Source organism: Geodermatophilus maliterrae, from assembly GCF_041018925.1.
Taxonomy (GTDB): domain Bacteria; phylum Actinomycetota; class Actinomycetes; order Mycobacteriales; family Geodermatophilaceae; genus Geodermatophilus; species Geodermatophilus maliterrae.
In genome coordinates this window covers 1-15,411 of record NZ_JBFNXQ010000118.1, presented here as the reverse complement: position 1 = coordinate 15,411, position 15,411 = coordinate 1, and the positions used below count along the sequence as shown (strand labels likewise).

12 protein-coding genes and 1 pseudogene are annotated in these 15,411 nt (G+C 76.3%); 3 read left to right on the top strand and 10 right to left on the bottom strand.

Going from position 1 to position 15,411, the window contains the following annotated elements:
* Positions 1-569: pseudogene (locus ABQ292_RS23405) on the bottom strand (apolipoprotein N-acyltransferase); the annotation flags it as partial.
* A 185-nt stretch (positions 570-754) separates the two neighbouring features.
* On the bottom strand, positions 755-2,296 hold the full coding sequence (locus tag ABQ292_RS23400) for an amidohydrolase (RefSeq protein WP_369210110.1): 1,542 nt from the start codon (positions 2,294-2,296) through the stop codon (positions 755-757).
* A 78-nt stretch (positions 2,297-2,374) separates the two neighbouring features.
* On the opposite strand from ABQ292_RS23400, the gene ABQ292_RS23395 reads away from it, so the two are divergent.
* Positions 2,375-2,902, top strand: a complete 528-nt coding sequence (locus ABQ292_RS23395; protein ID WP_369210109.1) for a GNAT family N-acetyltransferase — start codon at positions 2,375-2,377, stop codon at positions 2,900-2,902.
* A gap of 6 nt (positions 2,903-2,908) precedes the next feature.
* On the opposite strand, the gene ABQ292_RS23390 is transcribed toward ABQ292_RS23395, so the two are convergent.
* Together ABQ292_RS23390 and ABQ292_RS23385 are read right to left on the bottom strand one after the other, a co-directional pair.
* Positions 2,909-3,778 (bottom strand): lysophospholipid acyltransferase family protein, encoded by an 870-nt coding sequence (locus ABQ292_RS23390; protein WP_369210108.1) that lies wholly within the window; start codon positions 3,776-3,778, stop codon positions 2,909-2,911.
* Between the two features lie 29 nt (positions 3,779-3,807).
* Positions 3,808-4,965, bottom strand: a complete 1,158-nt coding sequence (locus tag ABQ292_RS23385; protein ID WP_369210107.1) for a carboxylate-amine ligase — start codon at positions 4,963-4,965, stop codon at positions 3,808-3,810.
* Between the two features lie 148 nt (positions 4,966-5,113).
* On the opposite strand from ABQ292_RS23385, the gene ABQ292_RS23380 reads away from it, so the two are divergent.
* Complete coding sequence (locus tag ABQ292_RS23380) at positions 5,114-5,977, top strand: hypothetical protein (RefSeq protein ID WP_369210106.1); 864 nt, start codon at positions 5,114-5,116, stop codon at positions 5,975-5,977.
* Between the two features lie 92 nt (positions 5,978-6,069).
* On the opposite strand, the gene ABQ292_RS23375 is transcribed toward ABQ292_RS23380, so the two are convergent.
* From ABQ292_RS23375 to ABQ292_RS23365, 3 genes are all read right to left on the bottom strand, one after another.
* On the bottom strand, positions 6,070-7,995 hold the full coding sequence (locus ABQ292_RS23375; RefSeq protein WP_369210105.1) for an LAGLIDADG family homing endonuclease: 1,926 nt from the start codon (positions 7,993-7,995) through the stop codon (positions 6,070-6,072).
* Between the two features lie 381 nt (positions 7,996-8,376).
* Positions 8,377-8,856, bottom strand: coding sequence for an Lrp/AsnC family transcriptional regulator (locus tag ABQ292_RS23370; RefSeq protein WP_369210104.1), 480 nt, complete (start codon positions 8,854-8,856; stop codon positions 8,377-8,379).
* Complete coding sequence (locus tag ABQ292_RS23365; protein WP_369210103.1) at positions 8,831-9,970, bottom strand: M24 family metallopeptidase; 1,140 nt, start codon at positions 9,968-9,970, stop codon at positions 8,831-8,833. Before ABQ292_RS23365 ends, ABQ292_RS23370 begins: the two co-directional genes overlap by 26 nt.
* Positions 9,971-10,047: 77 nt before the next feature.
* Here ABQ292_RS23365 and ABQ292_RS23360 point away from each other — a divergent pair, with 77 nt between their 5' ends.
* On the top strand, positions 10,048-10,965 hold the full coding sequence (locus ABQ292_RS23360; protein WP_369210111.1) for a 5'-3' exonuclease: 918 nt from the start codon (positions 10,048-10,050) through the stop codon (positions 10,963-10,965).
* Positions 10,966-10,984: 19 nt separating this feature from the next.
* Here the strand turns inward: ABQ292_RS23360 and ABQ292_RS23355 are convergent, their stop codons facing one another.
* The 3 genes from ABQ292_RS23355 to ABQ292_RS23345 form a co-directional block, all read right to left on the bottom strand.
* A complete protein-coding gene (locus ABQ292_RS23355; protein ID WP_369210102.1) occupies positions 10,985-11,602 on the bottom strand; it encodes a DUF4333 domain-containing protein in 618 nt (205 codons plus the stop codon).
* 111 nt (positions 11,603-11,713) lie between these two features.
* A complete protein-coding gene (locus ABQ292_RS23350; RefSeq protein WP_369210101.1) occupies positions 11,714-14,560 on the bottom strand; it encodes a DEAD/DEAH box helicase in 2,847 nt (948 codons plus the stop codon).
* Between the two features lie 164 nt (positions 14,561-14,724).
* A partial coding sequence (locus tag ABQ292_RS23345; RefSeq protein WP_369210100.1) for a diacylglycerol kinase family protein occupies positions 14,725-15,411 on the bottom strand: 687 nt, incomplete at its 5' end.

Here is a 15,411-nt window from a genome sequence, read left to right as displayed (position 1 = left end):
AGCAGCGCGCCGGTCAGGGCGACGGCGAAGCCGACCAGCGGCACCCCGCCGTAGGCGGCGAGAGCGAGGAAGGGGCCGTCGGTCTGGCTGAACCCCAGCCGGCCCCAGGGGAAGCCGCCGAACGGCACGCGCCCGCGCAGCGCCTCGTCGGCCACCCACAGCGCCGCGGTCCACAGCGGCCACAGCGGCAGCCGGGAGGTGGCCGCCGTCGCCGCGCCCAGCAGGGCCAGGAAGGCCGCCTGGGAGCCGGCGAGCGCCAACCAGGGGAACGCGCCGACGTAGACGCCGCTCCACGACAGCAGCGGCACGAAGAAGGCCAGCCCGAAGACCAGGCCGAGCCAGGCGCCGGCCCGCGCCCGCTGCCCGTGCACCGCCAGCGCGAGCGCCGCCGTCCCCAGCACGGCCATCGGCGTCAGCGAGTACCCGGGGAACGCGAGCAGCAGGAGCAGGCCGCCGGCCGCGGCCAGCGCGGTGCGCCAGGCCGGCCGCGGGCGCGACCGGGTGCCGTGTGCCGCTCCGGACGCGCCGCTGCCCGGGACCCGGGTGGCGGGGACGGCTGGCGCGCGCACCACTGACCTCCCCGCGACGTCGAACCGCGGGCAGCGCCCGGGCGTCCGGCTGGCACCCGCCTCGACGGCGGCTGCGGACCACCGCGTGGTCCGCCGTCCAGCATCCCACCCCGCCGGTCCCGACCGGGTCCCCGACCGGCCAGGTCGCCCGGGAGTGCGGTCACCGCACCCGGCCGGGCGGCTGGCTACAGCGGCTGCAACGACTCCCCTGCCACGACCAGCGCCCGGCAGGCGGGCCGCTCCCGGCGGTCGAGCACCCCGGACAGGGTCGCCCCGGTGGCCCACAGCGCCAGGTCGGCCGGCGCGCCGACCGACAGCGGCCCGGCCGCGGTCTCCGACCGGACGGCGTGCCAGCCGCCGTGGGTGGCGGCGTCGAAGGCGTCGTAGGGCCGCAGGCCGGCGCCGGGCGTGCGGTGGTCGACGGCGGCGTGCACCCCGCCCCACGGGTCCATCGGGGTCACCGGGGCGTCGCTGCCCAGCGCGAGCGCGACCCCGGCGTCGGCGAGGTCGGCGAACGGGTTGGTCCCCAGCGCCCGCTGCACCCCGAGCCGCTCGGCGTACATCCGGGCGTCCCCGCCCCACGCGGCGTCGAAGGCCGGCTGCACGCTCGCCACCACCCCCCACGCGCGCATCCGCTCGACCGCGCCGGGCCCGGCCATCTCGACGTGCTCGAGGCGGTGCCGGCAGGCGCGCACCGCGGGCAGGCCGAGCTCCGCGACGACGATCCCGACCGCGTCGAGGACCTGATCCACCGCGGCGTCGCCGATGCAGTGGAAGCCGGCCTGGATGCCGGTCTTGGTACAGGCACGGACGTGCTCGGCGAGCTGGGCGGTGCCGAACCGCAGCGCGCCGGCCGTCTCGGGACGGTCGAAGTACGGACTGCTCAGCGCCGCGGTGTGCGAGCCGAACGCACCGTCGCAGAACAGGTCGCCGCCGGCGCCGGTGAGGCCGAGCTCCCGCACCAGGTCCAGTCCGCCGCGCTCGGCCAGCTCACCCCAGTAGCCGAGGACCCGGGGGCCGGGGCGCTCGCGGGCCAGCGCGAGCAGCGCGCGCAGGTCCTCGGCGCCGGACACCTCCGGCCCGGCCATCTCGTGCAGGCTGCCGATGCCCAGGCGCGCCGCCTCGGCGAGGGTGGCGGCCTGCGCGGCGGCACGCTGGGGTGCGGTCACCGCGCCGTAGGCGGCCTGCCGGGCGGCGTGGTGGGCGTCGAGGCGCAGCTGCCCGTCCGGCGAGTGACCGGGCAGCTCCCGCACGCCCGGGACGAGGTCCAGCAGCGCCGTCGAGACCGTGGCCGAGTGCACGTCCACGCGGGCGAGGTAGACCGGCCGGTCCCCGACGACGGCGTCGAGGTCGGCGCGGGTCAGCGCGCGGCCCTCCGGCCAGCCGGTCTCGTCCCACCCGGTGCCCAGCACGATCCCCAGCGGCGCGGTGCGGACCGCGTCGGCGACCGCGGCGACCGCGTCGGCGAGGCTCGACCTCGAGTGCAGGTCGAGACCCGTGAGGGCCAGCCCGGTCGCGGTCGCGTGCACGTGGGCGTCCACGAAGGCCGGGGTGAGCAGCGCCCCCTCCCCCGCCAGCACGCGCCCGGCGCGCGGGGCGTCGGCGGCGTCCCCCAGCCAGGCGATCCGCCCACCGACGACGTGCACCGCGCGGCCGGGGCGGTCGCCGACGGTGACGTCGGAGAGGAGCAGGTCCGGAGCGCCGGGGTGGGTGCCGTCGGGGTGCATGCCACCGAGCATGACGGCGGGCGCGCCTCCCGCCGTCCCCGGGTGGCCGGGCCCGGGCCCCGGCGGTAGGCAGGAGCGGTGCCGGTCGGGGAGCTGTTCACCCCCCGGCTGCGGCTGCGCCCGTGGACCACCGGCCGCGAGGACCTGGCGCGGCTGGCCGACACCTACGGCCGCGAGGAGGTCACCCGCTGGCTCGGCGGGCCGCCGACGGTGGGGCCGGCGGAGCTGGTGGCCCGGTGGGCGGAGATCCCCCGCACCCACCCGTACTGCGGCTGCTGGGCGATCGAGGTCCGCGGCGCCGCGCCGGTGGTGGCCGGCACCGTGCTGCTCAGGCCGCTGCCCGGCGGTGTCGGCGAGGTCGAGGTCGGCTGGCACCTGCACCCCGACAGCTGGGGCCACGGATACGCCACCGAGGCGGCGCGCACGGTGGTCGAGGAGGCCTTCGGCGCCGGGTTGCCCGAGGTCTACGCCGTCGTCCGGCCCGGCAACGAGCCGTCCTTGGCGGTCTGCCGGCGGTTGGGCATGGAGCCCCTGGGGCGGATGCGCCGCTGGTACGACGTCGAGCTCGAGGCCTTCCGGCTCATGGCCCCGCCCGTGGTCGAGTAGCCGGGCTCAGCCTCGCCGGCGGCGGCCGGTCAGGCGAGCGCGCAGCCGCGCACGGCGGGACGTGCGCGCCTTCCTGCGGTGCCCGGCGGCGTCGGCGCTGTCACGGGCGTTGGCCTCCTCCAGCGTGGGTGCCGTGCCCCCCAGGTGGACCGGCAGCCACCACAGGTCCTCCGGGCCCGCCGGCTGCTGCGGATAGGTGCGCTGCGCCTCGTCGAGCAGCGCTTCCATGACGGTGCGGGTGCGGGCCAGCAGCGCCGCGGGCGGCTCCCCGGGCTCGGGCGTGATCGGCTCGCCGAGCAGCACGGTGACCGCCCTGCCTGGCGTGAGGTCGACCGGGCGCTTCTTGGTGAACACCCGGTGCCCGCCCCACACCGCGGCCGGGATGATCGGCACGCCGGCGTCGATGGCCATCCGGGCGGCGCCGGCCTTGAGGTCCTTGACGGTGAAGCTCTGGCTGATCGTCGCCTCGGGGAACACCCCGACGAGCTGGCCGTCCTTGAGCGCGCGGACGGCGGCGTCGAAGGCCGCGGCACCGGCCTTGCGGTCGACCGGGATGTGCTGCATCGCCCGCATGAACGGCCCGGCGAGCCAGTGGCCGAACACCGAGGCCTTGGCCATGAACCGCACCAGCCGGTGCTGCGGCAGCGCGGCCAGCCCGAGGAAGGTGAAGTCGAGGTAGCTCACGTGGTTGCTGCAGAGGACCGCGCCACCGGAGGCCGGGACGTGCTCGGAGCCCCGGACGTCGAAGCGCAGCCGCAGCAACCGGAAGACCACCAGCGCCAGCCGGATGACGATCCGGTAGGGCCGGTCCCGCGGGTCGGTGCGGCGGCCGAAGAGGTCGCCCCGGACGACGTCACGCCAGCTCGCGGTGTACATGGCGGGACGATAACCGGCGCGGACGCGGGTCACCCGCCGGACTGCTCCCCCGTCGACAGCCGGACGGCGGCGCGCACGACCGCGGCCAGGTCACCGATGTCGCGGTGCACCCGCCGCTGTAGGTCGGCACCGGTCCCCCGGGCCAGGATCTCGGCCACGCCCCCGGCGACCCGCGCGGCGTCCCCCGTCTCCTCCAGCGCCGGCGCGACGTGCTCGACCAGTGCCGCGGCGACGTCCGCGGCCGGCGCGGGGTGACCGGTGAGCGGGTGCACCAGCTCACCGGTGGTGCCCGACCGGCCGGCGCGCCACGCGGCCACCCGCAGCAGCTCGCTGCGCACGGGCGGCGCCGCGACGCCGGCCCGCCACTCGCGCGCCGCCGTCTCCACCAGGCCGCGGACCAGCCCGGTGTGCGTGACGGCGTCCTCGACGCGCAGGCACACGTCGGCGGTGCGCACCTCGACGGTCGGCCAGGTCTGCGACAGCCGGGCGTCGAAGTAGACCATCCCGGCGTCGACGATCGTCCGGGTCGCGACGAGGTCGGCCACCACCCGGTGGTAGGTGGCGGCGTCCCCGAACAGCTCCGCGGGCCCCGAGGAGGGCCAGTGGTTCCACGACTGGGAGCGGAAGCTGGCGTAGCCGCTGTCGCGGCCGAGCCAGAACGGCGAGTTGACGGTCAGTGCGGTGAGCACCGGCAGCCAGACCCGGATGCGGTCGAGGACGGCGACGCCCTCCTCGTCGTCGGCGACCGACACGTGCACGTGGCAGCCGCAGGTCAGCTGCTCGAGCGCGGTCAGGCCGAAGGTCTCCGCCATCTGCTCGTACCGCTCCCCCGGTGTGGTCACCGGGTCGACGGCGACCGGCGAGCTGGCGAGGGCCGCCACCCGGGCGCCCACGGCCTGCGCCGCCGCGTCGGCCCGCCCCCGCCAGTACCGCAGCTCCCCCGTGACCTCGGCGAGGTCGGTGCACACGCGGGTGCCCAGTTCCACCTGCTGCTGCTTGAGCTCCGGCACGAGACGACCGGGCGAGCCGTCGCGGCCGTCCTGCCCGGGCTCGGCGCGGTCGTGCTCCGCCGGCGTCTCCCCCTCGCCCCGGCGGGAGGCCACCTCGAGGGCCTCGGGACCCAGCGGCACGGGCACACCCGACGGGTCGACGACCAGCAGCTCCTCCTCGACCCCCACCGTGCGCACCGGGACATCGTGGTCGCGCGCCGACGGGGGCGCAGGGCGAGCCGGTCCGGTCCGCCGTCGACCCTGCGGTGTCGCTGAGGCTTTTTCGGTGCCGCAGGCGCCGTGGAGGTTTTGCACGTTAGTTAGGCATAACGGGTATGATGAGGACGTGAGCCGGAGTTGGCAGCACCCCCTGCCCGAGATGCCGTCCCCGCCGGCGGCCCGGGCCTGGCAGCGGCTGGAGCCCCCCGAGGGTTACACCGTCCAGTGGCGACGCCTGATCGACGCCGCGCTGGAACTGGGCCTCGGACCGGAGGAACTCGCCGCCGGCGGCATGGACGACGTCGCGGCGGCGCGGGGGTGGAAGCCCGCCACCGTCACCCTGTACAGCAAGGTCGCCCGGTATGGAGGCGTCCCCCTGCCCGTGCCGCCGACGCCGGAGCCCGACCCGCGGACGCTGGACCTGCGACCGCTCACCGAGGTGCGCAGCGAGGAGCCCGAGCACCTGCGCACCGTCGTCTGGTGCGCGATCGCCCTGCGGTGGCCGGCGCCCGTGGGTGCCTTTCGCGACCTGCGCCGCGAGCAGGTCCACCCGACGACCCGCCGGTTGCTGGTGCGCACCGACGACGGCGAGTGGTCGGTGCCGGGCGCCCTCTCCGCCTGGCACGCCTGGGAGGCCGTGCGCAACCGGTTCCCGGCGCTGGCGGAGAGCCCGTGGGTGCTGCCGGCCCTGCGGCGGGGTCCCGGCTACAGGTCGCAGGTGGGCGGCCGGCTGTCCAGTCAGGCGCTGCAGGTCACCTTCACCAAACACGCCGTCCGCACCGCGCTGTACCTGCGCGCGACCAGCGCCGGTGCCCGCCGGGCGCGGGCGGAGGCGCTGGCCGCCGTCTACGAGACGCTGTCCTACGACTCCTACCGGCGGCTGGCCCTGGCCGGTGGGGCCGAGCCGGTGGCCGAGCGCGGTGCGGTCCGGGCCGAGCGTGCCGCGCGGGCCAACCGTGCCGGCGGCGCTCCGGGGACACCGGCGGGCTGAGCCCCTCCCCTCCCCGGGCCCGGCTCACCGCAGGCTGAGGCTCACCGCAGGCTGAGGCTCACAGCAGGCTGAGGCTCACAGCAGGCTGAGGCTCACAGCAGGCTGAGCTGCCCCGCGGCGGCCGGGTCCTCCCCCGCCGCCGTGGCGCGGGTCCGGGCACCCCGGGCCGGAGCCGCTCCCCGGTCGCGCACCGGCGGCAGGCTGCCGGCCGGGAACGCCGCCTCGTCGTCGCCGGGCACCCCGGAGGCCGCGGTCGCGTCGACGCCCCGGGCCTGCCCGCCGGAGTGCCCGTCCAGACCGTGCCGGCGCAGCAGGGGCGCCACCCCCTCGGCCAGCCACGCCCGGTACTCGGCGGGGACGTAGGCGCCGCCGCGGTAGAGCTGCCGGTAGCGGCCCACGAGCGCCGGGTGCTCGCGCGCCAGCCAGGCGGAGAACCACTCCCGCGCACCGGGGCGCAGGTGCAGCGGGACGACGGTGACGCCGGTGGCCCCGGCGGCGGCGATGGCCTCCAGGGCGGCGTCGAGGTCGCTCTGCCGGTCGGTGAGCCCGGGCAGGACCGGGGCGAGGAAGACGCCGCACGGCAGACCGGCGTCGGTGACCGCGCGGACGAGGTCGAGCCGGGCCCTCGGCGTCGGCACGCCGGGCTCGAGGCTCGCGTGCAGGTCCTCGTCCCAGATGGCCAGGGAGACGCCGAAGCCCACCGGGACGTCCCGGGCCGCCGCGGCCAGCAGCGGCACGTCCCGGCGGGCCAGCGTGCCCTTGGTGAGGACGGAGAACGGCGTCCCCGAGTCGGCCAGCGCCCGGATCACCCCGGGCATGAGCCGGTAGCGACCCTCCGCGCGCTGGTAGGGGTCGGTGTTGGTGCCCAGCGCCACGTGCTCGCGCTTCCACGAGGCCCGCGCGAGCTCCCGCCGCAGCACCTCGACGAGGTTGGTCTTCACCACGATCTGCGTGTCGAAGTCCCGCCCGGCGTCCAGGTCGAGCCACTCGTGCGTCGAGCGGGCGAAGCAGTTGTGACTGATCACCCCGTTCGCGACGAAGTCGCCGGTGCCCGTGGTGATGTCGAACATCGGCACCTGGAGATGCAGGTCGCGCACCTCGACCACCTTCAGGTCGGCATCGCTCTTGACCGCGATGTCGGTGACGCCGCTCTTGCGGCGGATGGTCGGGTCGACGAGGTGGACGAACCGGAGGTGCTCCCGCAGCCCGCCACGGACCCGCACGGTGGCCAGACCGTTCGCTCGGTGCCGGTCCTCCAACACCGCGTCGAAGCCGAAGGCCGCCAGTGCGGCGCGGGTGCGACCGAGCACCTCGGGGTCGGTGTTGGCGATGCGGAGCGCACGGTGGCTGCGGCTGCCCCCTGCGTCGAAGATGCCGGCCAGAAAGCCGCGCTGCCAGCCCGCGGTCGACTCCTGCGGCCAGGCGACGTGCTCCGCGATCTGGGCGACCGCGGCGGCCGCCGACGTGCGGATCGCCGTCATGGCCTGCCTGGACGACGTGACTGCCGAGAACGCGAACCGGTCCGTGCGGATGCCCAGGTCCGCGAGGTAGGCCTGGGCGCGGTCGAGTCCCTCATGGTCGATCAGCGCCAAGCGGAAGCGGTGCTGGTCCCCGTGCCGCCGGCCCGGGCGCTCGTAGTGGTGGACGCCCAAGTGCCCGTCTCCGCGGATCATTCCGGTGAGCCAGCCCCGGCGGTACTCGGCGCAGGCCGCCGGCGTCGGGCCGGACCGCCCGAAGCCCAGCAGCTGATCGTCCGTCGTCAGGTGGGGGCGCCGCTGCCGCCCGGCCATCGTGCCGACGACGTACTTCCACCCACGCCTGCTGAGGAACCGGTGGTCACCACTGGTGACGATCTCGGTGCCGTCCGCCAGGGTCAGCCGGAGCGCCGGCTTCACGGTGCTCCAGTGCGCGAAGACCTCCGTCTCCACGTAGTGCCGGTACGTTCCCCGCCGCTCCGTCCCGACGATCCGGTCGCCCACCCGCAGATCGGCGATGGGCCGTTGGCTGCCGTCGGCCATCAGGACGAGCGTGTCCCCGGACAGGCAGTACACAGCGATGGAGGCACCCTCGATACGGGTTGATCGTGTAGGCGAAGGGCATCCGCGAGCCCCGCGGAACCGGGTTGAGCGCCGACCGGCTGAGCACCTCGTGCAACGTCACACCCGGGAACTCCGGCACCTCGACGCTGCGCAGCAGACCCCGGACGCTCGGCATCCCGGGCAGCAGCGTCTCGTCCCCGTCGTCGAGGCGCTGGGCATCCCATCGCACCCCGTCATGCGAACACACGTTCGACCGCCTGTCCAGGTGGCTGCTCTGTTCGTCCAGCGGGTTTGTCGATCAATTGTTGGGGATAACGGTCAAGTGTCCGGCGAGGGGGCCGTCCCGTTCCGCAGCGGCGCTCAGAGCGGCGGACGGTCCTCGTAGAAGGTCGAGAGGACGACGGTCGTGCGGGTGCTGACGTTCGCCGTCGACCGGATCTCCCGCAGCAGCGCCTCCAGGGCCTCCGGCGAGGCCACCCGCACCTTGAGCAGGTAGCTCTCCACCCCGGCCACCGAGTGGCAGGCCTCGATCGCGTCGAGGTGGGCCAGCTTGGCCGGGGCGTCGTCGGCCTCGGCCATGTCCAGCGGCGTGATCGAGACGAACGCCGTCATCCCCAGGCCGAGCAGGCGGGCGTCGATGCCGGCCCGGTAGCCGGTGATCAGGCCGCGCTGCTCGAGCCGCCGCACCCGCTGGTGCACGGCCGACACCGACAGCCCCACCCGCTCGGCCAGCTCGGTGTAGCTCGCCCGCCCGTCGCGGGCCAGGGCGGCCAGGAGGGCGCGGTCGACGTCCGGGGCGGCCGCTCCCCCGGGCTCACCCGGGGAGGACGACGAGCTCACGGGGACCCTGGTTGAGCGCGCGCACGCCGTCGTCGGTGCAGACCACGATGTCCTCGATCCGCGCGCCGCACCGGCCGGCGAGGTAGATGCCCGGCTCCACGGAGAAGGCCATGCCCGGTTCGAGCGGCAGGTCGTTGCCCGCGACGATGTAGGGCGCCTCGTGGGTGTCGAGCCCGATGCCGTGCCCGGTGCGGTGGATGAAGTGGTCGCCCCAGCCGGCGGCGGTGATCCGGTCCCGGGCCACGGCGTCGACCTCCTCGGCGGTCACGCCGGGGCGGACGGCGGCCACCGCGGCCTCCTGCGCGTCCTGCAGGACGGCGTACCACTCGGCCACCTCGGGGCCGGGCTCGGCACCGACGACGTAGGTGCGGGTGCAGTCGGAGCGGTAGCCGGTCGCGGTCTCCCCGCCGATGTCGACGACGACGAGGTCACCGGCCTGCACCACCCGGTCGGAGAGCTCGTGGTGCGGGCTGGCGCCGTTGGGCCCGGAGCCGACGATGGTGAAGTCCACCCCGACGTGTCCCTCGGCCAGGATCGCCGCGGCGATGTCGGTGCCGACCTCGGCCTCGGTGCGGCCCACCCGCAGCCACTCCCCCATCCGCGCGTGCACCCGGTCGATGGCCGCGCCGGCGGCGGCGAGCTCCTCCACCTCGGGGGCGGTCTTGACCATCCGCAGCCGGTCGAGCACCGGCGTCGCCAGCTCGAGCACCGAGCCGGGCAGCGCGCGGTGCACACCGAGTGCGTGCTCCGCCCAGGTGCGGGCGCCGACGGCGACCCGGGTGGGTGCGACGCCGAGGCGGGCGGTGACCTCGCGGGCGACCACGGCGAAGGGGTCGTCGGTCTCGTCCCAGGCGTGCAGCTCCAGGCCGAGCGCGCCGGCCGGGCTCGCGTCGACCATCGGCGCCTCGAGCCGCGGGACGACCAGCAGCGGGTCCCCGCTGCGCGGGACGACCAGGGCGGTCAGCCGCTCCATCGCGTGCGCGTCGTAACCGGTGAGGTAGCGCAGGTCCGAGCCCGGGGTGAGCACGACGACGTCCACGCCCAGCTCCGCGGCGACGGCGCGCGCGGCGTGCACGCGGTCGATGGTGACGAGGTCCCCCGCACGACTTCCCACGTCCGGACACTAACCCCGGACAGCGACCTGTCCCGCCCGGCTTTCCCGGACCGTTACCGTCCCCGCCCGTGACGACGATGCTGCTCGACGCCGCGAGCCTCTACTTCCGGGCCTTCTACGGCGTCCCGACCAGCGTGACCGCGCCCGACGGGCGGCCGGTGAACGCCGTGCGCGGGTTCCTCGACATGACCGCCCGGCTGCTCACCGCGTACTCCCCCGACCGGCTGGTGGCCTGCTGGGACGACGACTGGCGCCCGGCCTTCCGGGTCGACGCGCTGGCGTCGTACAAGGCGCACCGGCTGTCCCCCGACGGCGGGGAGGAGACGCCCGACGAGCTCGCGCCGCAGGTGCCCGTGCTGGTCGACGTCCTCGCCGCGGCGGGCATCGTGCGCGTCGGGGCGCCCGGCTACGAGGCCGACGACGTCATCGGCACGCTGGCCACCCGGGCCCGGGGACCGGTCGACGTCGTCACCGGCGACCGCGACCTCTTCCAGCTGGTCGACGACGCCCGCGGCGTCCGGGTGCTGTACACCAACCGGGGCATCGCCGACCTCGAGATCGTGGACGAGGCGGCGGTGACGGCGAAGTACGGGATCCCGGGGCGGGCCTACGCCGACTTCGCCGTCCTGCGGGGCGACCCCAGCGACGGGCTGCCCGGCGTGGCCGGCGTGGGCGCGAAGACCGCGGCGGCTCTCATCAGCGAGTTCGGCGACCTCGCCGGCATCCGCGCGGCCGCCGCCCGCACCGTGGTGCCGAGGGCGCCGCTCAGCGCGGCGGTGCTCAAGCGGCTGCACGCCGGCAGCGACTACCTGGACGCGGCGCCGGTGGTGGTGGCCGTGGCGCGGACCATCGACCTGCCGCCCGTGGACGGCACGCTCCCCCGCCGCCCGGCCGACCCGGCGGCGCTGGCCGCGCTGGCCGACGCGCACGGGCTGCGCTCGTCCCTGGGGCGGCTCGGCGCCGCCCTGGGGTGGCCGGCCGACGCGCTGGACTGAGCCCGCCGGCCGGCCCTGGTCAGACGGGCTCCCAGGTGTAGGCCGCCGAGTCCTCGTCGGTGATCGCGACCTCGATGACCACGTCGTCGCCGTCCTCGGTCGTGCCGGTGCACTCGTAGGTCTCGTCCTCCTCGACGACCATCTCCTCGTCGCAGGAGACGTCGATGGCGACGCCGAAGGTCTCCTCGTACTGGGCGGCGATGTCCTGCTCCGCGCGGGTGGCGTCGAGGACGTCGTCCCCGAGGACCCGCGGCAGGACGATCGCCGCGGCGATGACGACGACGGCCAGCGCGACGAGGCCGAGCAGGAGCCCGGTCCGCGACCTCTTCGGCGGCCGGCCGTACTGGCCCGGCTGCCCGTACTGCCCGGGCTGGCCGTACTGCCCGGGCTGGCCGTACTGCCCGGGCTGGCCGTACGGCCCGGGCTGGCCGTACGGCCCCGGAGGGCCGTACTGGCCCGGCTGCCCGTACGGCGGCCCACCCGGCTGGCCGTACTGGCCCGGCTGCCCGTACTGGCCGGGCTGCTGCCCGTACCGCCCACCCGGCTGCCCGTACTGCCCCGGCTGGCCAGGCTGCTGGCCGTACTCCTCCGGTGGCCCGTACTGACCCGGGTGGCCACCCGGCGGTGGGTTGGTCATCGTCGCTCCTGTCCCATCCGACCCCCGGGGGTCCCCCCACGACACCGCGTCACGGGAGCGGGAGGATTGTGCACCACCCGGCCGGTCCGCCCGGCCCTCCGCGCCCGGGCGTCAGCCGCTGACCGCGACGGCGACGACCCCGCGCCGGACCCGGCCCACGGCCGCCCGGGCGACCGCGGCCACCGACTCGTCGGCCACCTTGGCCAGCTGGTCGAGCACGTCGACGAGCTGGCGGGCCCACCGGACGAAGTCCCCGCCGGAGAGCTCGGTGCCGGCCTGCTCGGCGCCGGCGAGCACCCGGTCGAGGCTCTGCCCGTCGGCCCAGCGGTAGGCCGCCCAGGCGAACCCCAGGTCGAGGTCGCGGGTGGTCGGCAGCCCGCGGTCGAGCTCGACGTCCTGCAGCCGCGCCCGGATCCGGCGCATCTCGCCGATGGCCGCGGCGACCTTCCCGCCGGGCACGGCGGGCTGACCGGGGGTCTCCCGGCGCGCCTCGAACACCAGCGTGGAGACGGCGGCGGCCAGCTCCGCCGGGCCGAGGCCGCGCCAGGCGCCCGCGCGCAGGCACTCGGCGATCAGCAGGTCGCCGTCGGACCAGATGCGGGCCAGCCGCCGGCCCTCGTCGGTCACCCGCGGGACGTCGTCGACCGGCACGGCCTCCGCGGTGTCGGCCGGGACCAGCGGCGCCACCTCCGGCACCAGGTAGCCCAGCTCCTCGAGGACGTCGCAGGTGCGGTCGAACTGCCGGGTCAGCGAGCCGGTGCGCTCGGCCATCCTGCGGTGGGTGGCCTCGGCCTCGGCGACCTCGCGCAGGTACCGCTCGGCGGCGCGCACCCGCTCCTCCCGGTCGGGCAGCCCGTGCACCGGGTGCGCGCGCAGCGCCCGGCGCAGGTCCTGCAGCACCGGGTCGTCGGCGGCCGCGGACCGCTGCCTGACCCGCCGCGCCCCCAGGTCGTTCTCCACCCGGGCGGCGCGCAGCGTCGAGGCCAGGTCGCGCCGGGCGTGCGGGCTGCGGTGGTTGAAGTTCCTGGGCACCCGCACCCGGGCCAGGGCGGCCACCGGCGTCGGGAAGTCCACGCTGCCCAGCCGGCCGGCCCACTTGTCCTCGGTGAGCACCAGCGGGCGGGGGTCGGCCAGGTCGGTGACGCCGGGGTCGAGGACGACGGCCAGCCCCTGCCGCCGGCCCGAGGGCACCCGGATGACGTCGCCGGGGCGCAGGGCCGCCAGCGCGTCGGCGGCCTCGATGCGCCGCTTGGCCGCCGAGTCGCGGGACAGCTCCCGCTCGCGGTCGGCGATCTCCCGCCGCAGCCGCGCGTAGGCGGCGACGTCCCCGCCCGCGGAGGCCATCTCCGCGGCGAAGCGCTCGGCGTCGCGCTCGTGCCGGGCGGCGGCCCGTGCCGGGCCCACCACCGAGCGGTCGGCCTGGAACTGGGCGAAGGAGGAGGCCAGCAGCTCCCGGGCGCGCGCCCGGCCGAAGGAGCCGACCAGGTTGACCGCCATGTTGTAGCTGGGCCGGAAGCTCGACCTGAGCGGGTAGGTGCGGGTGCTCGCCAGCCCGGCGACGACGGAGGGGTCCATGCCCGGCGCCCACACCACGACGGCGTGCCCCTCCACGTCGATGCCCCGCCGTCCGGCCCGGCCGGTGAGCTGGGTGTACTCCCCCGGCGTGACGTCGACGTGCGCCTCGCCGTTCCACTTCACCAGCCGCTCGAGGACGACGGTGCGCGCGGGCATGTTGATGCCCAGCGCGAGGGTCTCGGTGGCGAACACGGCCTTGACCAGGCCGCGGACGAAGCACTCCTCGACGGTCTCCTTGAACGCCGGCACCAGCCCCGCGTGGTGGGCGGCCAGCCCGGCCAGCAGGCCCTCGCGCCACTCCCAGAAGCCGAGGACGTGCAGGTCCTCGTCGGGCAGGCCGCCGGTGCGCTCGTCGACGATCCGGGCGACCTCGGCGCGCTCGGCCTCGTCGGTCAGCCGCAGCCCGGACTGCAGGCACTGCGCGACGGCGGCGTCGCAACCGTTGCGGCTGAAGATGAAGGTGATGGCCGGCAGCAGGCCGGCCCGGTCGAGCCGCTCCACCACCTCCGACCGCGCCGGGGGCCGGTACCGGGGCCTGTGCCAGTCGCGGTCGCGCCGCGACCCGCCGTTGCCGCCGCCCCAGCTGTCCAGCCGCCGCTCGTACTCGCGCACGTAGCGGACCAGCTCGGGGTCGACGACGCTGGCGCCGCGGTCGCGGGTCGACAGCACCCGCGGGGTCTCCCCCTGCTCGGCGGCGTGCGCGGCCGGCCGTAGGCTGAACAGGTCGAACACCCGGCTGCCGACCAGCATGTGCTGCCACAGCGGGATCGGGCGGACCTCGCTGACCACGACCCTCGTGTGGCCGCGGACGGTGACCAGCCAGTCGGCGAACTCCTCGGCGTTGCTGACCGTCGCCGACAGCGACACCAGGGTCACCGACTGCGGGAGGTGGATGATCACCTCCTCCCACACCGCGCCGCGGAAGCGGTCGGCCAGGTAGTGCACCTCGTCCATGACCACGTAGCCGAGGCCGTCGATCGCCGGCGACTCCGCGTAGAGCATGTTGCGGAGCACCTCGGTGGTCATCACGACCACCGGGGCGTCGCCGTTGACGGCGTTGTCCCCGGTCAGCAGGCCGACCCGGTCCTCGCCGTAGCGCTCGACCAGGTCGTTGTACTTCTGGTTGGACAGCGCCTTGATCGGCGTCGTGTAGAAGGCCTTGCGCCCCTCGGCGAGCGCCTTGTGCACCGCGAACTCGCCCACGACGGTCTTGCCGGCACCGGTCGGCGCGCAGACCAGCACGCCGGCGCCCTCGTCGAGCGCCTCGCAGGCCTCCACCTGGAACGGGTCGAGGGAGAAGCCGAGGCCGGCGGTGAAGTCGGACAGGGTCGGGTGCGCACTGCGCCGCCGGGCAGCCGCGTACCGCTCGGCGGGGCTGGACATGCTCTCCACGTTAGGCGCTCTCCGCGTGGGTCGGCGCGGCCGGCCTGGAGTCGACCAGGAGTTGGGGATAACGGTGGAGGTCGGCGGCGCCTGCTCGCGTCCTCCTGCAGCGCAGCGGGTCCTCCCCGGCCGTGCACCACCGGGGAGGACACGCCACGATCAGCTCACCTGATCGTGGCCGCCCCGCGGCCGGTGCCCACCACGCGCAGCGCGCCCGGCACGGCCTCGGCCGTCACCGGCAGGGGCGCCACCGGCTCGCCGTCGGCCCACGTGGTCAGCCCCGCGCCGGCCAGCCCGACCCGCGCGGCCCGGTGCACCGTGACGGCGGGGTGCCCGACGTGCGTGCCGTCGGTCAGCCGCGGGCGGGTGCGCACCAGCTCCCGGCGCGACACCGGCCCCACGACGGTGACGTCGAGCAGGCCGTCGGCGGGATCGGCGGCCGGGCAGACCCGCATGCCCCCGCCGTACCAGGCGGTGTTGCCGACGGCGACCAGCGTGACCGGCAGCGTCCGGGCCTCGCCGTCCAGGGTCAGCGTGACCTCCCGGGGCCGCAGCCGGGCCAGCTCGGCCAGGATCGCGACGTCGTAGCGGCGCGGCCCGCGCGGCCAGCGCAGCCGGTCGGCCCGGTCGGTGACGGCGGAGTCGAAGCCGCAGCACAGCACGGTGGCCCACCACCGCCCCGCGGTGCACCCGGCGTCCAGCGTGCGGACGGCGCCCTCGCGCAGGTCCGCGGCCGCGGCCACCGCGGCGGTCACCGGCTCGGGCGGCACGCCGAGGGCCAGGGCGAGGTCGTTGCCGGTGCCGGCGGGCACGACCGCCAGCGGGGTGGCCGTCCCGGCGACGGCCTGCAG